The organism is Shewanella halotolerans, assembly GCF_019457535.1.
In the GTDB taxonomy this organism is placed as follows: domain Bacteria; phylum Pseudomonadota; class Gammaproteobacteria; order Enterobacterales; family Shewanellaceae; genus Shewanella; species Shewanella halotolerans.
In genome coordinates, this window is record NZ_CP080417.1 from 4,501,459 (window position 1) to 4,523,451 (window position 21,993).

The window sequence follows — 21,993 nt, forward strand, 5'->3', positions numbered from 1 at the left end:
CTGGTCTGAGTAGCCATAGATTGACTTTTACCCGCTGGCTGATAACTTCAACTGGAGCCTTTACTCGAATATAGCCCTATAACTCGCGCGCCAGGCAAGACCGGCCCACGAGTAATAAACCGACCAGACTTAGGATCAAGATGAAGACCCGCGATAAAATCGTCCACGCCGCCCTGGCCCTGTTTAACGAGCATGGTGAGCGCGCCATCACCACCAACCATATTGCCGCGCATCTGGGGATCAGCCCGGGTAACCTCTACTACCATTTTCGCAATAAAGAAGACATCATCCGCTCCATCTTCAGCCTCTATGAACAACATCTGGAGACAGGCTTTCAGCCCTATGAGGGAAAAAAGGTCGACGTCGACCTCTTGATCGGCTACTTCGACGCCCTCTTCTACACCCTGTGGCAGTTCCGCTTCATGTACGCCAATCTGGTGATCATCCTCAGCCGCGACGAGGTGCTCAACAAGCAGTATACGGTCACCCATGAGCAGGTACTCAAGCGAGCCACCAGCATCCTGACCCAGCTAAAACAGGATGGCGTATTGGTGATCGACGATGCCGAGATCACGCCGCTGGCCGACACCATCCGCATGGTGGCCTGCTTCTGGATCAGCAACCAGCTCACCCACTCGGAGGCCACCCAGATCACTAAGACCTCCCTCTACGAGGGGCTGTTACGGGTGTTGATGATCTTCAAGGCCTACGCCAGCGAATCCGCCAGACCCACCTTCATCAGGCTTGAGCAACACTACCAGGCCCTGGCTAAGGCGGAACAGGAAGAAGACTAAACAACGGATCTGCCACTCACCTCATCATCTGGCCTCTCGCTAAATCTGTCGAGATAGGCCTGTCGTGATAGGCCAGTTGTGACATTTCGCATTATTTTTTGTTATGCGAAAGTTGCACTTGCACTAACTTAGTTAATAGCGCAAAAAAAAATGTGGCGCCGGCCGGGTTTAAGGTTAGAATTCGGCCAGCCTAGCGCGATCCATATCCCAGGCGTCCCCTTTTCCGGCAGGCGTGTCGGCAACAATAGATGGTCGAAACTGAACTAGACTTAATCATTCATCGACGGGGCGATACCTGGCTATGACAAGCCTGACTTATGCGTTAAAGATGGTTCCTAACTTATCGCCTTTCCTCGAGTTTATCTGCCAAGTGAGCAGGCTCGGGCAAAGCATACAAAAATAAAACGAGACAGAAAGAAGGAGACTACAGGTGGCAACGACCTCATTCTACGATCAAATCAATCAGCAGCTGGCTGAAGTTAAAGCGGAAGGCTTATACAAGAGCGAGCGCGTTATTGCCTCTCCTCAGAAGACTGAAATCGAAGTCAACGGCCACGAAGTGATGAACTTCTGCGCCAACAACTACCTTGGCCTGGCGAATCATCCCGAGCTGATCGCCGCGGCGCAGCAGGGCCTGAGCGATCACGGCTTCGGCATGGCGTCTGTGCGCTTCATCTGTGGTACCCAAGATATTCATAAGCAACTCGAAGCCAGCCTGAGCGAATTCCTCGGCATGGAAGACACTATTCTTTACTCTTCTTGCTTCGATGCGAACGCCGGTCTGTTCGAGACCCTGCTGGACGCCGAAGACGCCATCGTCTCAGATGCCCTGAACCACGCCTCTATCATCGACGGTGTACGTCTGTGTAAGGCCAAGCGTTTCCGCTATGCCAACAACGACATGGCCGATCTGGAGACCCAACTGCAGGCGGCAAAGGCAGCCGGTGCCCGTCATATCTTGATCGCCACCGACGGTGTGTTCTCGATGGATGGCGTGATCGCCAACCTCAAAGGCGTCTGCGATCTAGCCGATAAATATGGCGCCCTGGTCATGGTGGATGACTCTCACGCCGTGGGCTTTATCGGTCAAAACGGCCGCGGTACCCACGAGTATTGCGACGTGATGGACAGAGTCGACATCATCACGGGCACCCTGGGCAAGGCCCTGGGCGGCGCATCGGGTGGATTCACCTCGGCGAAGAAAGAGGTCGTCGACTGGCTACGTCAACGCTCGCGTCCTTACCTCTTCTCTAACTCGCTGGCCCCTTCTATCGTCACCGCCTCGATTCACGTGCTGGAGATGCTAAAGTCTGGCCAGGCACTGCGCGAAGCCGTATGGGAAAACAGCCGTTACTTCCGCGAGAAGATGACTGCGGCAGGCTTTACCCTCGGCGGCGCCGACCATGCCATCATCCCTGTGATGATTGGCGATGCCAAATTGGCGAGCGACTTCGCTAACCGTCTGTTGGAAGAGAATATCTATGTGATCGGCTTCTCCTTCCCTGTGGTACCTAAGGGCCAGGCCCGTATTCGTACCCAGATGTCGGCCGCCCACACCCGCGAGCAGCTAGATCGCGCCATCGATGCCTTCACCCGCATCGCCAAAGAGATGGGAATTATCTAGGAGTCTATCGATGAAAGCCTTAAGCAAACTCAAGCCTGAAGAAGGCATCTGGATGGTTGATGCGCCAAAACCTGAAGTTGGCCACAACGATCTGCTGATCAAGATCCGCAAGACTGCCATCTGCGGTACCGACGTGCATATCTACAACTGGGACGAGTGGTCACAAAACACCATTCCTGTGCCTATGGTGGTCGGTCACGAATATGTGGGCGAGGTGGTCGAGATTGGTCAGGAAGTCCGTGGCTTCCAGATTGGCGATCGCGTCTCTGGCGAAGGTCATATCACCTGTGGCCACTGCCGCAACTGCCGCGCGGGACGCACTCACCTGTGCCGCAATACCTCAGGTGTGGGTGTTAACCGTGAAGGTGCCTTTGCCGAATACCTGGTGATCCCGGCCTTCAACGCCTTTAAGATCCCTGACGATATCTCTGACGATCTGGCTTCTATCTTCGATCCATTCGGCAATGCGGTACACACGGCACTGTCGTTCGACTTGGTCGGCGAAGATGTGCTGATCACTGGGGCAGGCCCTATCGGCATCATGGCCGCCGCGGTTTGTCGCCATGTCGGTGCGCGCCATGTGGTGATCACCGATGTGAACGAATATCGTCTGGAACTTGCCAAGAAGATGGGCGCAACCCGCGCCGTTAACGTGGCCAAGGAGAAGCTGGAAGATGTGATGCAAGATCTCGGCATGACCGAAGGCTTCGATGTCGGCCTCGAGATGTCGGGCGTACCGGCTGCCTTCCACTCCATGCTAGATACCATGAACCACGGCGGCAAGATCGCCATGCTGGGGATTCCTGGCGGCGACATGGCCATCGACTGGAGCAAGGTGATCTTCAAGGGGCTCATCATCAAGGGGATCTACGGCCGTGAGATGTTCGAGACCTGGTACAAGATGGCCAGCCTGATCCAATCGGGTCTGGATATCTCGCCTATCATCACACATCACTACAATGTTGATGATTTCCAAGCCGGTTTCGACGCCATGCGTTCGGGTCAATCGGGCAAGGTGATCCTCAGCTGGGATTAATCCCCCGCTCCACTCGCAACCGGGGCTGTACTCTCACGGCCCCATGTTGCACACTTAACTTATCCCTCTTTTTCATTACAGGTTGACTATGTCTGCTTTTCAACACCTGAGTGTCAATCAACTCATCCATATGCTGGAAGACAATGCCGAGGTACAGGTGGTCGATATCCGTGACGGCGCCAGCTTCGAGGCGGGACAGATCCCCGGTTCGACCAACCTCAACAACGAAAACCTGGCACGCTACATTGCCGAGGCCGACATGGACAGCCCCTTAGTCGTGGTCTGCTATCACGGCATCAGCAGCCAAAATGCCGCGCAATACCTGCATGAACAGGGGTTCGATGATGTCTATAGCCTGGACGGTGGCTTCCAGGCCTGGCGCGAAGCCCATTAATTTTCAGAGGTACGCCTATGTTGGAACTTGGTCGTCTCCCCAATGAGCGCGCCGCCCAGGCGCTGATCGATTACCTCAAGGGCCAGGGCATAAATTGCCAGCTGCAACATGCCGAACACGGGGTGATCCTCTATGTCACCCGAGAGCAAGACTACGCCAAGGCACGCCACGAATATGAGCACTTCGTGCGCAATCCCTATGACGACAAGTACCTTCAGGCCTCCTGGGAGAACGGCAGCACAGGCACCAAGCTAGATTACGGCGCGCCTGGGCTGCAGCTGGTGACTCAGTTCCTGTCCGGGGCCGGCCCCCTGACCCTTATCGTGATGCTCAGCTGTACGCTAATCTATCTCGGCTTTATCTTCGGCTTCGCCAACCCTATCTTCGAGGCACTCTCCTTCTTCGGCGCTGTACCCGGTAGCGACAGCAGCCAGATCTGGCGCGTATTTACCCCGAGCCTGATGCACTTCTCCGCTATGCATATCATCTTCAACCTGCTCTGGTGGTGGTATCTAGGCGGTAAGATTGAAAACAAGCTAGGGGTGACTCCACTTTTAACCTTACTGCTGATAGCCGGCACCCTGCCGAACCTGCTGCAATATGCAATTGGCGGCCCCAACTTCGGCGGCCTCTCAGGCGTTGTCTATGCGGTGGTAGGCTACACCTGGATCATGGGAGTCAGACGTCCCGAGAAGGGGATAGGCCTGCCCCCGGCCTACATAGGCTTCATGTTGGTCTGGCTGGTGTTTGGCTTTACCGATATGTTCGGCTTATCTATTGCCAACGGCGCCCATGTCGGCGGCTTAATGGTGGGCCTGGCCCAAGGCTTTATCGACAGTCGCCGACGGGTTTAGGTAACCCCTAGATAACATGTGCCCTCAGAGAGGTCACGAGATCAATAAGGGCCCATTAAATGGGCCCTTTTTGATTGGTATTATCCAATCACAATGAGTGATCGGTTATTTATTGCGGTTTAGCATGAGTTCACGCCAGCTCAATCACCTTCTTCACCAGCTTATCTATGCCGATATGGGCCTGGGCAATATTCTCGGCCAACATATAAGCCGGCGTACTTACCAGTTTACGCGCCTCATCGACGACGATCTGCTCGACATTGGCCTCCACATGCTCACCGCCCATCAGGTTAAAGGCGTGGGCTGTGTCGCTGTCATGGCCTATGGTACCCTTGGCCTTCTCGCCATAGAGCTTAGGGATCATCACGGGCGAGATACAGATAAAGCCCACCGGCTTGTTCGCCTCGACAAACTCGCTGATGAAGGCCTTCACGCTGGGTGCCACCTCACACTCGCTGCCCACCACGGCAAAATTACACAGATTCTTCGCGGCGCCAAAGCCACCTGGGATCACCAGGCCATCGAAGGCCTGGATATCTAACTCGTCCGTTGCCTTGATGTCGCCACGGGCAATACGCGCCGACTCCACCAGCACGTTGCGATGCTCACCCACGGCCACCTCACCTGTGAGGTGATTCACCACGTGCATCTGCTCTATGTTAGGTGCGAAACATTGATAACTCACTCCGGCCTGGGTCAGCGACAGCAGAGTCAATACCGCCTCATGAAGTTCGCTGCCATCGAACACTCCCGCGCCGCTTAATAAAACAGCAAATTTTTTCATTAAAAACTCCTTTAATAGACCGAATGGTTTTAACAACCAGATAACAAAAGGGTTGATCTGATTATTTTTCATGCTAAGTTAGTTCATCGACTCTAACAAGGCCGAGCAATTTCGCCAAGTCAGAGCATAAATATGGATGAAAAAATAAAAAATCCACAAATTAGGAATTTTTACTCGGAAGTAATACCTAGTTCACATAAAAATATAATACAAAAACAAATCAACAAGTTGCATCACCCGCTTATGTTCGTCGTCGTGATCCCTACTCGCTGAAACTTTTTTAGCTCACAGACTTATCCACAGGCTGCTGAGTAATTTGCCGTGGCCGAAATCGCCCTAATATGGCATGCTAGCGCCATCATCGCATACCGAAAAAATAGATAAAATTATGCCTAATATCGCTGAAAACCCACTCATTCTTGTGGATGGTTCTTCCTACCTTTACCGCGCCTACTATGCGCCGCCTCACCTGACCAACTCCAAGGGTGAAGCCACGGGGGCTGTGTATGGCGTGATCAACATGCTGCGCAGCCTGCTTAACCAATATAAGCCGACCCAGATGGCGGTGGTGTTCGATGCCAAGGGAAAAACCTTCCGCAATGAGATGTATGCCGAATATAAGGCCCACAGACCCCCCATGCCGGACGATCTCAGAACGCAGATCGAGCCGCTGCATCGCATCATTCGCGCATTGGGGCTTCCCCTGGTCTGTATTCCCGGCGTCGAGGCCGATGATGTCATAGGCACCATCGCCAGACAGGCGAGCCAGGAAGGCCGCTCCGTGCTGATCAGTACGGGCGATAAAGATATGGCCCAGTTGGTGGATGACAAGATCACCCTGATCAACACTATGACCAACACTATCCTAGGCCCTCAAGAGGTGAGCGAGAAGTTTGGTGTCGGCCCTGAGCTGATCATCGACCTACTGGCACTGCAAGGCGATAAGGCAGATAACATCCCCGGCCTGCCTGGCGTGGGTGAGAAGACGGCGCTGGCTATGCTACAAGGCGTCGGCGGCGTCGAAGCCATCCTAGCCAACCCAGAGAAGATGCCGGAACTCGGCTTTAGGGGTGCTAAGACCATGCCCGCCAAGATCGCCGAACATGGCGACATGCTCAAGCTCTCCTATGAGCTGGCGACCATCAAGTGCGACGTCAAGCTGGAGCAAGACTGGCACCAACTCAACATTCAAGACGCGGATCGCGACGAACTGATCAAATGCTACGGCGAGATGGAATTTAAGCGCTGGCTGGCCGAGGTGTTAGACAACAAGTCGAGCACCGACAGCCAAGAAGAGGCCGACGAAGTGCCGGCGCCTCAAACTATCGATACCCAGTACGACACCATTCTGACTTGGGAAGCCTTAGATGAGTGGCTAAAGGCCCTGGCCGCCGCACCACTATTTGCCCTGGATACCGAAACCACCAGCCTCAACTACATGGAAGCCAAACTGGTGGGGCTCTCGTTTGCCATCGAGCCAGGCAAGGCCGCCTATCTGCCGCTGGCACACGATTATGCCGATGCCCCAGAGCAGCTCGACAGCGAGCAGGTACTAGCCAAGCTCAAGCCACTGCTGGAAGACCCTAGCCTTCTCAAGGTGGGACAGAACCTTAAATATGACATGAGCATACTGGCCAATGTCGGTATCTCCCTCAAGGGCGTGGCCTTCGATACCATGCTAGAGTCCTATGTGTTTAACTCGGTCGCCTCCAAGCACAACATGGATGACCTGGCGCTGAAATACCTGGGTCATAAGAATATCAGCTTCGAAGAGATCGCGGGCAAGGGCGTTAAGCAGCTGACCTTCAACCAGATCCCGCTGGAGACGGCAGCACCTTACGCCGCCGAAGACGCCGATATCACACTCAGGTTGCATCAACACCTCTGGCCAAGACTGCAAAAGGCCAGCGAGCTTGCCAGCGTCTTTACCGACATAGAACTGCCTCTGGTCAACATATTGTCTCAAATCGAACGTCAGGGCGTGTTGATCGACAGCATGTTGCTGGGCCAGCAGAGCGACGAATTGGCACGCAAGATAGATGAGCTGGAACAGAAGGCTTACGAGATCGCTGAAGAGCCCTTTAACCTGGGCTCGACCAAACAGCTGCAGGCCCTCTTCTTCGAGAAGCTGGGCTATCCGGTATTGAAGAAAACTCCTAAGGGCGCACCGTCCACCGCTGAAGAGGTACTGGTCGAGCTAGCACTAGACTATCCGCTGCCCAAGATCATCCTGGAGCACAGGAGTCTATCTAAGCTTAAGAGCACCTATACCGACAAGTTGCCACTGATGGTCGATGGCAAGACTGGCCGGGTACACACCAGCTACCATCAGGCCATCGCTGCCACCGGTCGCCTGTCATCCAGCGAACCTAACCTGCAGAACATCCCCATCCGCACCGAGGAGGGCCGCCGTATTCGTCACGCCTTCGTGGCGCCAGAGGGACGCAAGATCCTCGCAGCCGACTATTCGCAAATCGAGCTGAGGATCATGGCCCACCTCTCCCAGGATAAAGGCCTGCTGAGTGCCTTCGCAGAGGGCAAGGATATTCACAGAGCTACCGCTGCCGAGGTGTTTGACGTCGACTTCGGCGAAGTCACCAGCGAACAGCGTCGCCGCGCCAAGGCGGTGAACTTTGGTCTCATCTATGGCATGTCGGCCTTCGGTCTGGCCCGCCAGCTGGATATTCCGCGTCACGAGGCCCAGCAATATATCGACATCTACTTCAAGCGCTATCCTGGCGTGCTCAAGTATATGGAAGATACCCGCGCTGCCGCCGCCGAGCAGGGATACGTATCGACCCTCTATGGTCGCAGGCTCTATCTACCAGCCATCAAGGATAGAAATGCCATGCGCCGTCAGGCAGCGGAGCGCGCCGCGATCAACGCCCCCATGCAGGGCACGGCCGCCGATATCATCAAGAAGGCCATGATCAATATCGCCCAGTGGATCGAGACAGAGACCCAGGGAGAGATCACCATGATCATGCAGGTGCACGATGAACTGGTGTTTGAGGTCGACGCCAACAAGGCCGATTCGCTCAAACTCAAGGTGTGTGAACTGATGGCACAGGCCGCCTCGTTAGATGTCGAGCTACTGGCCGAGGCTGGTATCGGCGATAACTGGGAACAGGCGCACTAGACTTACGTTTTGCGACTATGGCTCAACGGATTCTAGGCTCAATGCTCAATTAAATCTGAATTGAGCCACAAAAATGCCTCGACTATTCCCCGGCCTGTCGGGGCATTTTTTTATGCTGTGAGAGCCATTCACCTTGGCATCTCGCCCTCTCGACCCGCGAAGCCGTAAAAACCACCAAAAATAGTAATATTTTTTCACTTAAGGGCAGTTTTTAGCTAAACAGCTCTTTTAAAGGCAATTTTGGTAAATTTTAGATCAAAAACCTGTGCTTTTATTGAGCACTTTTTTAGACATTGCTCACATTATTGTCGTTTTTTACAAAAAACAGTTTCCCATATTACGACCAATGAAGTATTATTCTCTGCGTAGGGTACAGAGGTTAAGATGTTCTATCTTTCAGACCTTTTTTTATTTCACGTTAAGTGAAAAGCCAAATTCTGGCGCCCCAGCAAGTTACTTGCTGGGGCTTTTTTTCGTCTGAAATTTAATTTAGAGCAAATACTTTAATTTGAGTGGGATTCGGGCTATCCTATGACCACTGAGAACTATTGGTCGATGACCGATAGAACTTGAGTCTTGTTGAAATTTAGCTTCTCCCCAAAAGAGCTAATGTATTTTTTGCCGATGGTGTAGCCGTCGGCATTTTTTTTACCCACCATTACTAATCCACTCAAAGAGTTACCCGCTAATAGCCGTTGCAGCTTAGAGCCTTTGCAACTAAAAACCAGGCATAAAAAAACGCCCCCAATCTGGAGGCGCTCTCTAATCACAAATGAAAGTTGTTACTCTTGTTCGGCATCGGCTAAGGCTTCCACCAGCCAATCTGGATGACACCATTCGTTAAGAATCCCCAGCACCTTAGGCTTGCCGGTTCCCTTCAAGGAAGAAAATGGCTCCACCTTCACGCCGTCGCCAAAATCCGCCAAGGCCTTACGCACATCGTTAACCGTCTTCATTCGAGCACTCTGCGCCAACTTGTCACACTTGGTCAGCAAGGCAAGCACGGGAATATCGCAATCCACCGCCCACTCGATCATCTGCATGTCGAGATCCTTGAGGGGATGACGAATGTCCATCAGCACGACCAGGCCACTCAAACAGGCGCGTTCCTGCAGATATTGCCCCAGCGCCTGCTGCCATTTTTTCTTCATGGCCAGCGGTACCTGAGCAAAACCATAGCCAGGCAAATCCACCAGGCGTCTGTGCTCATCGAGCGCGAAGACGTTGATCAACTGGGTACGCCCAGGTGTCTTACTGGTTCTTGCCAGGTTCTTCTGCTCGGTTAATTGGTTTAATGCGCTCGACTTTCCGGCATTAGAGCGGCCGGCAAAGGCGATTTCGACGCCTACATCACCGGGCAAGTGCTCATCCAGATGCGCAATATCCGGCGCACTGATCAAAAACTTGGCCTGTCGAAAATCGATACGAGAATCAGTCACTACCCACCCCAAAATTTGTTATTTCTTCAGTTTAAATATCGAAGACTTGCTTACATTTGCACAATTTCGTGTAAAATATTACCCCGATCACATAAATCATATTTTATCACGCTTGCAGGTCACTCTCGTAAGCTCAGGACAAAAAATTTAACTAAAAGTTGGAACGCCATGAAAAAGTTCGCTATTGCGCTATCGATGTTAGCCACTCTATCAACTCCGGCTCTAGCAGCAGGTGATGCTGAAGCGGGAAAAACTAAAGCAATCATTTGTTCTGCCTGTCACGGTGTTGATGGTAACAGTATGATCGACATGTACCCCAAGATTGCGGGTCAACAAGAAACTTACCTGAAGAAGCAGCTAACCGAGCTGCGTCAAGCTGCCCACACAGGCGGTAAAGAAGGCCGTAACGATCCTATGATGAGCCCAATGGCGGCGGCATTGTCGGATCAAGATATCGAAGATTTAGCGGCTTACTTCTCTTCGCAAAAACTTGCGATGAGCGAAGTCAAAGACGTGCCTGAACTGGGTGAGCAACTATACAAGGGTGGTGACGCCGTACGTGGTGTGACTGCATGTATCGCCTGTCACGGTCCGAGCGGTAAAGGTTCTGAGGCTGCAGGCTTCCCAGCTATCGCGGGCCAACACGCTAACTACATCAAGATCCAGCTGAATAAGTTTCACGATACAAGTCGTAACAACGACCTAAACGGCATGATGCAAGACGTTGCCAAGAAGCTGACCAGCGAAGATATCGAAGCACTATCTAAATATATTTCAAGCATTAAGTAATTAATCGCTGGATAACGAAAGGGTGGTTTATACCACCCTTTTTAACACCCCCAAATTTACGTTTACGTAAACTGCTGAAAATTGGTGCTTGACATAGATCACAGATTTCGTTTTAATTGTGCCCGTACCGAGGTAAACCCAACTGTTTGTATAAAGTCTACCTAATAACAATAAACAGATTTCGGTATGTGATTACATTTAAGATATAAGAATAAAGTTAAGCAAAAATAATAATAATTTTTTGACCACTCACTAAAAATAATAAGAGAAGTACTTCGCATCTGAAGTCGGGTCGTAATAACTTGGTAAGGATATTGGTTAGGAAGGCCAATGCGCTAATTAGCATTTTCCTTACGGTTCAGAAAACAGTTGAACTGCTTACTGCTGAACTTAATGTACACCGAACAGGGATGGTTTATTAGGCGTCAAAGATGACGATATGGATTGTGATGTGTCAATGAAGACCATCTACGGAAGCTGTGGTCAGGAAGGCGACAGGGAAAGAAAAAAAGCGTCTGGAAGACCGAAAACGAAAATAACTATGCATGGAAAGCAGATTAAAAAATAAGATGGAATCCGACTGGGAGAGTCGCATAGCAAGTAAGGAAACTTGGAATCAGAATTGAGTACCTTTGGTACTTTTTGGAAGGCGACAGTGATACTGTCGCCTTTTTTTATATCCGGCAAAAAATACGCTTCTGTTTCCGCTTGGCCTACAGTAAATTAAACCGGGTAGCAGCAATTAACCCAGCCTTTAAGAGTCATGCCCTAGCCATGCGAAGATGCCCCCTGTGCACCAGCGAAGAGACCGCCCCCTTCTATCAAGATAGAAAACGCTGCATCTATCGCTGTAAGCGCTGCATGCTGCTGTTTGCCGATGCCAACTCTCATCTGCCGCCCAGCGCCGAGGTAAAACGCTACCGCTCAGCCAATAGTAAAGACAAGCCGCTGCAACAATTCCTGTCGAGCCTGATCACTCAGTGTGAGCAGCAGGTTCAGGGCCCACTGCTTGGGCTCAACTTCGGTCGACTGCTAAACCCACAGGCGATAGACGCCATCAAGGCGCGAGGCCATCAGCTCAACCAGTATGATCCACACTTCGCCCCGGATCATACTCTGCTAAGACTCGAGTACGACTTCATCTGTTGTTATCGCGTCTTCGAGCATTTTCGCTTTCCTGGAAAGGAGTGGCAGCTGCTTTGTTCCCTGCTTAAACCCGGCGGCTGGATGGCGATCAGCACCCAGCTGCTCACCGAGCTTCAGGGCTTTCCCAAATGGCACCACAAAAACAATCTGACCCATGTCAGCTTTTATCAGCAAGCCACCTTCCAATATTTGGCAAACCAGGCCGAGTTTAGGCTATTATTCGCCTCGAAAGATCTCATTTTGGTGCAAAAACCAACAGGATCTGGTATAACACGCGACCCAAGTTCACTTATCTAACTCAGGGTTAGGTAGGTTCACGATTTTTTGTAGTTGAGATTAACGTTATGACCCGTAAGAAATCGCGCAAGATCAATGAGAATGCGCCAAAACGTCCGCCTAGAACCAAGAAAGAAGACCGTGTCGTCACGGGTAAGAAGCAGAAGTCGGGCAATAAAGCGGGCAGTCGTCATAACGAAAAGCAGATCCAACAGAAGCAATCGGGCACGGCACAGGCCAAAGATCCCCGCCACGGCAGCAAGAAGCCTATCGCACTTGAGCTTCCGACTAAGGCGCCTGTTGCCAAGCAGCCCAAGGCACCTAAAATGAGCGACGAACAGAAACTGCTGAAGCTAGAGGAAGATCCTAGACTCAACAAGCTGCTCGACATGCTTGAAGAAGGTCGGGATCTCAACGATACGGATCAAGCCTGGTTAGAGAAGCAACTAACAGAGATTGAGCGCCTGATGGATCGCTTGGGCATCACGGAAGAGGATGACCTCGAGCATGTGATGAAGACCACGGTCGGCTCAGACGACGATCTGCTGGATAAGTTTGAATCTGGCGCCGATCTGCTCAAAGATTATCAAGATAAAGACTAGCCTCAGGCTAACCCAAATGGCATCGATTCGATGCCATTTCTCTATCTCGCCTCTGTGATTAACACCTAGCTAACCAACACCTCGGATTGCATTATGACTACGACACTCCTCATCCTGGGCGCCATCATCATCTTAGGCCTGGCCGCCTATGCCGCCAGCCTGTTACTCAAGCTGAAACAGCAAACCGCACGACAAAAAGCGCAACGCGAGGCACAACAGGCCGCGGCTGACGCCAAGGAGCTGGAACTGCTCGGCAACATTCACTATATCGCCGCCGCCATGCTCGAAGAGCGCTGTGAACTGTCAGAGGGCGTGATGCGTATCGGTAAGCTGTTCAATATTCTTGGCCACACAGAGCAGGTGAAACACCAGTACCCGGCGCTCTTTAAGCATTATGAGATCATCGAGTCCCACCCTATCATGGAGCAGCGCAAGGCGTTGGCCAAGCAGCAGCGCATGAAACTAGACTTAGAGAGAATGAAGTCAGAATCCGCCCTGGAAGCGGAGATCATCGCCGAGGTGGCCCTGTTGGCCAAAGCCTATGCCCACCTCAGCCACTGACGTGAGTCGGTGCACAAAAACGGCTTAAGACCAAGACATTTAAGCCGAAAACAAGGATATTCGACAGCTAACATAAATTGCAGTGCCAATTTGCAACCTGGATCAATGTTATTCACTCAATAACATTGCATACTTCGCTAGTTGCTAATTTACCACCCTCGGAGGACACGCCTTGAAGCAGCCCACCCAAATTAGTTGGGATCAGTCAATGATCGAAAAATATAATTACAGCGGTCCTCGTTATACCTCTTACCCGACCGCACTAGAATTTGACGCCTCCTTCACCGAAGAAGACCTGCTCACCTCTATTGCCAACAGTAAGAGCAATAAACTGTCGCTGTATCTACACATTCCTTTCTGCGCCAAGCTCTGCTACTACTGCGGCTGCAACAAGGTGATCACCCGTCACCAGCACAAGGCCGACCAATATATCGAATACCTGGCGGCAGAGATCGTCAAACGCGCACCACTGTTTAAGCATTATCAGGTCACCCAGATCCACTGGGGTGGCGGTACGCCAACCTTCCTCAGCCCAGAGCAGATCCTCAGGCTGTCGGCGCTGCTCAGAGAGCACTTTAATATTGCCGAAGAGGGTGAATACTCTATCGAGGTCGATCCACGCGAGATCGAACTCTCTATGCTAGACACCCTCAAAGAAGCTGGCTTCAACCGTATCTCGGTCGGCGTGCAGGACTTCAACAAAGAGGTGCAGATTGCCGTTAACCGTGAACAGGACGAGCAGTTTATCTTCGACCTGATCGCCAAGGCCAAAGCCATGGGCTTCGTGTCGACCAACATCGACCTGATCTACGGCCTGCCACACCAAACACCGCAGAGCTTTGCAGAGACTATGCAGCGCGTACTGGATCTGTCTCCAGACAGACTCTCTGTCTTTAACTACGCTCACCTACCTGCACGTTTCGCGGCCCAGCGTAAGATTAAGGACGAGCATCTGCCGACACCACAGCAGAAGCTGGAGATGCTACACCAGACTATCGAGACGCTGACGGGTGCTGGCTACCAATACATAGGCATGGACCACTTCGCCAAGCCGGATGATGAGCTTGCTATTTTGCAAAACGAAGGACGCCTGCACCGTAACTTCCAGGGTTACACGACCCAGGAAGAGTGTGATCTTCTGGGTCTTGGGGTATCTTCTATCAGCCAGATTGGCGATTGCTACGCCCAGAACCAGAAAGATATCCGTCCTTACTATGAGTCGGTGGATGAGAAGGGTCACGCCCTGTGGAAAGGCTGCAAACTTAATCGTGACGACGAGATCCGCCGCGCCGTGATCAAGCAGCTGATCTGCCACTTCGATCTGGATATGGCCAAGATGGATGAGCGATTAGGCATTAAGTTTGAAGAGTACTTCGCCGAAGATCTCAAGCTACTTCAAACCTTTATCGACGACAAGCTGGTCGAAGTCAAAGACAGAAAGATCACAGTTGGCGAAACCGGCCGTCTGCTGATCCGCAACATCTGTATCTGTTTCGACGTCTACTTCCGCGACAAGGCTCGTCAACAGCAGTTCTCTCGGGTTATCTAATCCCCAAACATGAAAAAAGCCGATGATGATTCATCGGCTTTTTTGTTTATGTTTTCTTAGGCTTTAGCGGCGTAGAGCGCCTTACGCTCGCTGTCGGAGATAAAGGCCATCTCCACGCCGTTACGCTGTAGCTGTGCCAGCTCGGCATCGCTAAAGCCCATCTCCTGCTTCACGGTGCGGTACTCGTGCTTGATGTCGATGGCACTCACGCCCGGATCGTCTGTGTTAAGACCGATCAACACGCCCGCCTCCATGAAGGTGCGCAGCGGATGCTCCTGATAACTGGTCACAGTCGAGGTGTGCAGGTTACTGGTTGGGCAGGACTCTATGCCTATCCTGTTGGCGGCAAGATACTCCATCAGCTTAGGATCATGTATCGCATTAACCCCATGGCCGATACGGGTCGCACCCAGTTCCTGAATAGCCTGCCACATGCTCTCGGCGCCGGCAGCCTCGCCGGCATGGGCCGTAATGGCTAACCCGGCGTCACGCACCTTCTTGAAGTGATCGTTAAACAGGGCGCCCGGGAAGCCTAGCTCATCCCCAGCCAGGTCCATCGCCACCAGGTGCTGCTTGTGGGCAAGTAGCGCATCCAGCTCCTGCATGCAGGCATCCTGCCCGAAGGAACGCGACATGATGCCGATCAGGTTGATCTTCACCTGATGATCCTTGAGGCCCGCCTTAACCCCGTCGATAACGGCTTCGACGACGCCTTCTATCGGCAACTTGTGGTTCATCGCCATATAGTAAGGACTGAATCTCAGCTCGGCGTAATCCAGACCAGAGATCGCCGCATCGGCGACGTTCTCATAGGCCACGCGTTTAACCGCATCGAGATCCGCCAGGACGGCAACCATCCAGTCGAGCTTCTTTAGAAAAGCCACCAGACTCGATTCTTTCCCCTGAATTTGAACGAAAGGCGCTAAACCTTCCAAGGTATCGGCAGGTAAAGCAATATTGTGTTGGTGGCCCAGGTCCCAAATCGTTTCCACCCTGACGTTACCATCAAGATGACGATGCAGATCCACCAACGGAATGGATGTATCAATCATATTTAACCCCTATTTGAACCCCTCAGCCAATATTGTTTTTTGTCTGGTCTGAAGTTGTTGCAACTATAACATGCATTTTTTAACGATATGCATGACTTATGTTCAGCTTTCGACTTAACTCTGCTGCAATACCTGCTCACAATTTATCTAGTGCCGTGGGTGACCCGCCAAATTGAATATTGCATAATCGTGGTACCCATTCCTGGGCCCATAATAATGACAACAGGACCACCCATGTATAAACCCTTAGCCCCTTGCCTACTCTTATTCAGCCTCACAGCCTGCCAAATGGCCCCTACGGCGGATGTCGCCACGGCGCCGCAAACCAGTGTCAGCCAGAGCCATCAGCAGTTACAGCGCATCATAGACGATGCCTGGCAACTTAGATTAGAGTCTAGCCCAGAAATGGCCTACGCACAGGGAGACGAGAAGGCGGCGGGTAAACTGGATGACCTCTCACCCAAGGCGCTGGCAAACCATAACCAGGCCGAGCAGGCGCTGTTAACGCGCCTCAAGTCTTTAGATATGGCATCACTCGATAAGGCCGATCGCATCGACGCTCAGATACTCATCTATCAGTTACAAAACAGCGTCGACCAGTACCGTTTCCACGACCATTATCTGCCTATCACCGCAGAGAGCGGCTTTCACGCCTATATCGCCTCCATCGCTAAGGGCAACTTCAATAGCGAGGCCGATTACCGCAATTACTTAAGCAAGCTCAAGGCCCTGCCCCACTATTTTGCGCAACAAACCTATTGGCTGAAACAGGGGCTGGCTCAAGGCATCACCCCGGCTAAGGTGGTCTTAAACGGCTTCGAAGAGAGCATTAGCGCCTTCATAGTACCGGTTGAGCAGAGCGGTTATTTCAAGCCCTTCACCCACTTTCCCAAGCACTTTACCCAGGCCCAGAAAGCCGAGTTGACGGCGCAGGGCAAGGCCTTAATTGAGCAGAACGTACTACCCAGCTATCAGGCCTTTTATGACTTCATGACCCAGGAATATATCCCAGGCGCGCGGGAGAGTATCGCCGCCTATGACCTTCCCGATGGTAAAGCCTTCTATGAGAATCGCGTACGCTACTACACTACGCTGCCAATGACAGCCAACGAAGTGCACCAACTCGGGCTAAAAGAGGTTAAGCGTATCCGCGCCGAGATGCAGGCGATCATAGACAAACTCGGCTATCAGGGCAGCTTCGCCGATTTCCTCCACTTCCTGCGCACCGATCCTCAGTTCTATGCCAAGACCCCAGAGCAGCTGTTGAAAGAGGCCGCCTTTATCGCCAAGAAGGCCGATGCCATGCTGCCGAAGTTCTTCGGCAAGCTGCCGCGCACGCCCTATGGCATCCAGGAGGTGCCAGCCGAGATCGCCCCCAAATACACCACCGGGCGTTATTCTGGTGCCAGTGGCGATGACCAGCCCGGCTATTACTGGGTCAACACCTATGCCTTGGACAAACGTCCCCTGTATGAGTTGGAAGCCCTGACCCTGCACGAGGCCGTACCTGGCCATCACCTGCAGATTTCCCTCAACAAGGAGCTGACCTCCCTGCCTAACTTCCGTCGTTATAGCTATATCTCGGCGTTTGGCGAGGGCTGGGGACTCTACTCTGAGTATCTCGGACTGGAAGGCGGTTTCTACCAAGACCCCTACAGTAACTTCGGCCGTCTGACCTACGAAATGTGGCGCGCCGCCCGCCTGGTGGTCGACACTGGCATGCACGCCAAGGGTTGGACACGTCAGCAAGCCATCGACTATATGGCCGGCAATACGGCGCTGTCGCTTCACAATGTCACTACTGAGATAGACAGATATATCTCCTGGCCGGGACAGGCCCTGTCCTACAAGATAGGCGAACTCACCATCAAGCGTTTACGCGCTAAGGCCGAACAGGCGCTGGGTGATAAGTTCGATATCCGCGCCTTCCACGATGCGGTCTTGGCCAATGGCTCAGTGCCTATGGCGCTGCTCGAACAGCAGATAGACGACTTCATCGCCGCTCAGGCCGCTCGCTAGCCCCTCCGGCGTACCAATGGCTTGAGGAACTTAGCCCCCTCAAGCCATTAATCACCATAAGATATCGTGTTACACTCAGACATCTTGTCCCTAATTCAAATAGCCCATGTCCACAGCCCCAGTCTCTAAAAGCATTGACACTATCGCCACCTCACTGCCGGCTTTTTCCAGCGAGCTAACTGACAATCGTCAGCAGCTAAATGCTTTCTGGCAGGGTGTCGAGCAGGGCTATCTGACGACAGGCGATGGACTCAAGCTGGCCTACTGCGTGGCCGCTCACCCCGAGTCGAATCAGGCGATAGTGATCAGTAGCGGTCGCGTCGAGGCCTATCTTAAGTATCAAGAGCTGATCTTCGATCTCTATCAGCTGGGATATAGCGTCTATGCCCTGGATCACAGAGGACAGGGGCTTTCAGACAGGCTAACCGACAATCCGCACCAGGGACACATAGAGAAATTTACCGACTATGTAGATGACCTTGTCCTCTTCGTCGATACCCTAGTCATCCCCAAGCAACATGACAGGCTGTTTCTGGTGGGGCACTCCATGGGCGGCACCATAGCGACCCTGTATCTACAGCAGGCACCCAAGGTGTTCGATGCGGCCGTGTTATCGGCGCCCATGTATGGCATCTGCCTGCCTATGCCTAAGCCATTCGTGCGTTGGTTGGCCGGACACCTGGACAATGGCTCCAGCAGCAAGCCCAACTACGTCTTAGGGGGCAAGAACTATCAGCCCATCCCCTTCGAGCAGAACGAACTCACCCATAGCGCTAAGCGCTATCAAGACTATCGTCGGCTGTATGAGACCTACCCGCAGCTGCAGCTGGGCTCCCCCACCAACCGTTGGCTAACCGAGTCCCTCGATGCCTGCGAGCAAGCAGTAGAAGCCGCGAAACACACACAGACGCCTATCTTGATCTTACAGGCAGAGGAAGACTCCATCGTCGACAATCGCGCGCAAGATGCTGCCAGGGGAGAGCATTGCCACCTGTTTAAGGTCGCCCATGCCCGGCATGAGCTCTTCATCGAAAGGGATAGCGCCCGAAACCAGGCGCTGGGACAACTTGCAGACTTTCTCAGCCTACACGCTTGATAGCAGCGGCCTGTCTCCAAGCCTTACCAGCAGGCGAGCCAGCTCTTCGCCCGGCATAGGACGGTGGAATAGATAACCTTGGTATAAGTCGCAACGATAGGCCTTGAGCTGCTCGAACTGGGACTGGATCTCCACGCCCTCGGCGACAAACTCGAGATTCAGGCTGTGGGACATATCGATCATGGCCTTGACGATAGAGGCTGATGCCTCGCCATTACCCATGTCTCTGATAAAGCTGGCATCTAGCTTGAGGCGATTCAGCGGCAACTCCTGCAGATAGCTTAGAGAGCTGTACCCCGTACCAAAGTCATCCACGGCGATGCTGACCCCTGCCTCTCTCAATTGCGTCATGGTCTGGCGCACCTGCTGCAGGTCAGTCAATAGCACATGCTCGGTAAGCTCGAGTTCGATATGGGCAGGGCTGATCCCTTGATCCTTTAGCATGGCCAGCAGCTTAGGAGCAAACTCATCCTGGTGGAACTGACGCGCGCTGACATTGATCGAAACCATAGGTGGGCGAATACCTTGTTCCTGTAACCCACGAATGAAACGGCAAGCCTCCAGCAACACCCACTCACCCAGTTCGACGATCAGGGCGCTGCCCTCGGCCACTGGAATAAAGTCGGCCGGTGAGATAGCCCCATGCTGTGGATGGTGCCAGCGCAGCAAGGCCTCGACCGAGGCAATCTCGCCCTTGGCATTTAACAGCGGCTGGTAGAAGAGAGATAACTGATGACGTGCGACGGCATGCACCAGCTCGGTGCGAATCATCAGATTTTGTGCGGCGCGCTTATCCATCTCGCTGCTGTAGACCACACAGGCATCGCGTCCACTCTCCTTCGCCTGAGCCAGCGCCATATTGACCCTTTTTAACTGCTGCTCCGGTGGGATAGCCTCGCTTGGATCGATAATGGCGATCCCCACACTGGCGGAGAGATTAAAGGTATGACCGCTGATATGGAAGCTGCGGGCAATCAGCTGACGCATCTGACTCGCCAGGGCTTGAGCACGACGCTGCGCGCCGAGGAGATCCTCCGGTAGCTTCTTCACTAGAACCACAAACTCATCGGCGGCCACACGGGCGATCAGCGAGTTAGAGGAGAAGTAGCTGGATAACCTGGCAGCGATCTGGATCAGCAGCCTGTCGCCACCATGATGCCCGAGGGCATCGTTGACGACCTTAAAGTTATCCAGGTCCAGCATAAACAAGGCCGCGCAGCTTCCCGACTCGTCCTGCTGCTGATACAGGGCGTCCATCAAGGCGCGGCGATTGGCAAGATCCGTGAGCGGGTCGTGCTTGGCCTGATGCATCGCCGCCTTCTGGTTACGAATATCCTCTGTCACATCGGACAGCGTGCCTATCATGCGTAGCGGCTTCCCCTTCTCGTTCCACTCAACCGTCATCCCCCTGTCGAGCACCCAGATGTAATGCCCCTGCTGATGACGCAGTCGATGCACACTCTCAAACTCCTCGGTTTCCCCATTGAGGTAGGCGTTAAGGTTTTTGAGTATCCCCTCTTTGTCCTCAGGGTGTAACCGGCTCTCCCAGGTTGCCAGCTCGGGCACTAAGTCTTCAGGCCCATAGCCCAACATATCCTTCCAGCGGTCGGAGAGAAATACGCTATTGTCCTCCAGGTTCCAATCCCAGATGCCGTAACGCGAGACCTCAACGGCAAACAGCCATCTCTGCTCGCTATCCTTAAGCTGTTTCGCCCCCTGCTGGAACCTATCCTTAAAGCGCCTAAGATTCTGCTCCAGGCTATGCAGTTCGATGAAGGGGGATTCAATTGTCTTTTGTCTGGAATCAGCTTCACGCTGACCCAGGGTCGCCGCCTGTCGACTCAGGTAGCGAATCGGCGACAATACGAAATAGTAAAACAGGCCGAGCAAGACTAGGGTGGTCGCCAGGGCAATCGCGCCCGTTCGCATCAGGCCTACTAGCACGGTTTCATCGCTAGCGGCCAGCATGGGCGCCATATCATACTCAAGATAGATGAGTTCGGGACGTTCGACCGAAAGAGAGGAGAGCTGTGGGGTGATAGGATAATAGGCCTGTATCGACTGACGCTTATCATTGAAGTAGATACGAGAGCTACCCTCGGCGACGCTGTCTTTGTGGGCCTGACTCTCATAACCATCGATCACTAACTGCGCCGAGCTGTCGCGCCATACCCCATGATTGGCAAAGCGTATGTTACCCCTGCGATCGATAAGCGTATAAACGGATAGGCGAATATCGCTGCCGAGCAAGGCTAGCTCCTCCTCTACCCTCGTGAAGTCTTGCGCCTTAGCCGCCATCGCCACCAGGTGATTCATTCGCATCAATCCCTGAGACAGAGACTCCACCTGAGAGGAGGACACATAGTCTCGGCGCTGCTGGCGCTCGACAAAGTAGCTACTGGTAATAAAAAACGCGAACAGCAAGACACACACCAGAGGTGCGAAGAGAATGAGCGAGGGACGAGAGAAAAATTTCAGCAAAGCCACTGCACCTAAAAAAGGGTCGTCAGACGTAACACATCTTATCAATACAGGATCAATTGCGTGTGTTTGTGCCGATTATGCCACATTTAAGTTACTTAGTGACTAAACATTATTGCATTTAGCTATAAGCATATAGAGATAAGCTAGGACGGCTTAAGCTAGTGAAACGAGCTGGGGAGGACGGGACCGATGGTCCGGCATTCCGGCCCGTGTGCCTTCGACACGCGTGACAGGCCGCTTCCTGTTTATTAAGAGTCTAACCAACTAAACTACGAAGAATAGGGATATTCAAATGTCGCCGAGACTATGGATGGTCGAGAGTGACCGCTCTGTCCCAACTTATTTTTTTCATAGA

17 protein-coding genes are annotated in these 21,993 nt (G+C 52.7%); 13 read left to right on the plus strand and 4 right to left on the minus strand.

Annotated elements, in window-relative coordinates; all coding sequences use genetic code 11:
• The first annotated feature begins 140 nt into the window (after positions 1-140).
• From K0H81_RS19480 to glpG, 5 genes are all read left to right on the plus strand, one after another.
• Entirely contained in the window at positions 141-794 is a 654-nt protein-coding gene (locus K0H81_RS19480) for a TetR/AcrR family transcriptional regulator (RefSeq protein WP_011867502.1), read from the plus strand.
• A gap of 430 nt (positions 795-1,224) precedes the next feature.
• On the plus strand, positions 1,225-2,418 hold the full coding sequence (locus tag K0H81_RS19485) for a glycine C-acetyltransferase (protein ID WP_144201280.1): 1,194 nt from the start codon (positions 1,225-1,227) through the stop codon (positions 2,416-2,418).
• Positions 2,419-2,428: 10 nt separating this feature from the next.
• Positions 2,429-3,454, plus strand: a complete 1,026-nt coding sequence (tdh, locus tag K0H81_RS19490; RefSeq protein ID WP_011867504.1) for an L-threonine 3-dehydrogenase — start codon at positions 2,429-2,431, stop codon at positions 3,452-3,454.
• Between the two features lie 88 nt (positions 3,455-3,542).
• On the plus strand, positions 3,543-3,848 hold the full coding sequence (glpE, locus tag K0H81_RS19495) for a thiosulfate sulfurtransferase GlpE (RefSeq protein ID WP_144201276.1): 306 nt from the start codon (positions 3,543-3,545) through the stop codon (positions 3,846-3,848).
• Positions 3,849-3,865: 17 nt separating this feature from the next.
• Positions 3,866-4,702, plus strand: coding sequence for a rhomboid family intramembrane serine protease GlpG (gene glpG, locus K0H81_RS19500; RefSeq protein ID WP_220059417.1), 837 nt, complete (start codon positions 3,866-3,868; stop codon positions 4,700-4,702).
• 130 nt (positions 4,703-4,832) lie between these two features.
• On the opposite strand, the gene elbB is transcribed toward glpG, so the two are convergent.
• Positions 4,833-5,486, minus strand: coding sequence for an isoprenoid biosynthesis glyoxalase ElbB (gene elbB / locus K0H81_RS19505; protein ID WP_011867507.1), 654 nt, complete (start codon positions 5,484-5,486; stop codon positions 4,833-4,835).
• A gap of 388 nt (positions 5,487-5,874) precedes the next feature.
• On the opposite strand from elbB, the gene polA reads away from it, so the two are divergent.
• Positions 5,875-8,625 (plus strand): DNA polymerase I, encoded by a 2,751-nt coding sequence (gene polA / locus K0H81_RS19510; protein ID WP_220059418.1) that lies wholly within the window; start codon positions 5,875-5,877, stop codon positions 8,623-8,625.
• Between the two features lie 782 nt (positions 8,626-9,407).
• Here polA and yihA read toward each other — a convergent pair.
• The gene (gene yihA, locus K0H81_RS19515; RefSeq protein ID WP_011867509.1) at positions 9,408-10,064 is read right to left on the minus strand and encodes a ribosome biogenesis GTP-binding protein YihA/YsxC; all 657 of its coding nucleotides are present in this window, start codon (positions 10,062-10,064) and stop codon (positions 9,408-9,410) included.
• 168 nt (positions 10,065-10,232) lie between these two features.
• On the opposite strand from yihA, the gene K0H81_RS19520 reads away from it, so the two are divergent.
• From K0H81_RS19520 to hemN, 5 genes are all read left to right on the plus strand, one after another.
• Positions 10,233-10,853, plus strand: a complete 621-nt coding sequence (locus tag K0H81_RS19520) for a c-type cytochrome (protein ID WP_011867510.1) — start codon at positions 10,233-10,235, stop codon at positions 10,851-10,853.
• 774 nt (positions 10,854-11,627) lie between these two features.
• Positions 11,628-12,296: a methyltransferase domain-containing protein gene (locus K0H81_RS19525; RefSeq protein WP_220059419.1), complete on the plus strand. Its 669-nt coding sequence runs from the start codon at positions 11,628-11,630 to the stop codon at positions 12,294-12,296.
• A 47-nt stretch (positions 12,297-12,343) separates the two neighbouring features.
• Positions 12,344-12,877: a Der GTPase-activating protein YihI gene (yihI, locus tag K0H81_RS19530; RefSeq protein ID WP_220059420.1), complete on the plus strand. Its 534-nt coding sequence runs from the start codon at positions 12,344-12,346 to the stop codon at positions 12,875-12,877.
• Between the two features lie 93 nt (positions 12,878-12,970).
• On the plus strand, positions 12,971-13,438 hold the full coding sequence (locus tag K0H81_RS19535; RefSeq protein ID WP_220059421.1) for a DUF2489 domain-containing protein: 468 nt from the start codon (positions 12,971-12,973) through the stop codon (positions 13,436-13,438).
• Positions 13,439-13,610: 172 nt separating this feature from the next.
• Complete coding sequence (gene hemN, locus K0H81_RS19540) at positions 13,611-14,987, plus strand: oxygen-independent coproporphyrinogen III oxidase (RefSeq protein ID WP_144201261.1); 1,377 nt, start codon at positions 13,611-13,613, stop codon at positions 14,985-14,987.
• Positions 14,988-15,043: 56 nt separating this feature from the next.
• Here the strand turns inward: hemN and add are convergent, their stop codons facing one another.
• Positions 15,044-16,039 carry an adenosine deaminase gene (add, locus tag K0H81_RS19545; RefSeq protein ID WP_220059422.1) on the minus strand — a complete coding sequence of 332 codons (996 nt, stop codon included), beginning with the start codon at positions 16,037-16,039 and terminating at the stop codon, positions 15,044-15,046.
• 234 nt (positions 16,040-16,273) lie between these two features.
• Between add and K0H81_RS19550 the strand changes: the two genes are divergently transcribed.
• Both K0H81_RS19550 and K0H81_RS19555 read left to right on the plus strand, forming a co-directional pair.
• Positions 16,274-18,058, plus strand: coding sequence for a DUF885 domain-containing protein (locus K0H81_RS19550; RefSeq protein WP_220059423.1), 1,785 nt, complete (start codon positions 16,274-16,276; stop codon positions 18,056-18,058).
• 106 nt (positions 18,059-18,164) lie between these two features.
• On the plus strand, positions 18,165-19,154 hold the full coding sequence (locus K0H81_RS19555) for an alpha/beta fold hydrolase (RefSeq protein ID WP_258406340.1): 990 nt from the start codon (positions 18,165-18,167) through the stop codon (positions 19,152-19,154).
• Here K0H81_RS19555 and K0H81_RS19560 read toward each other — a convergent pair.
• The gene (locus K0H81_RS19560) at positions 19,143-21,641 is read right to left on the minus strand and encodes a putative bifunctional diguanylate cyclase/phosphodiesterase (protein WP_434086872.1); all 2,499 of its coding nucleotides are present in this window, start codon (positions 21,639-21,641) and stop codon (positions 19,143-19,145) included. The genes K0H81_RS19555 and K0H81_RS19560 overlap by 12 nt on opposite strands.
• Positions 21,642-21,993: the final 352 nt, after the last annotated feature.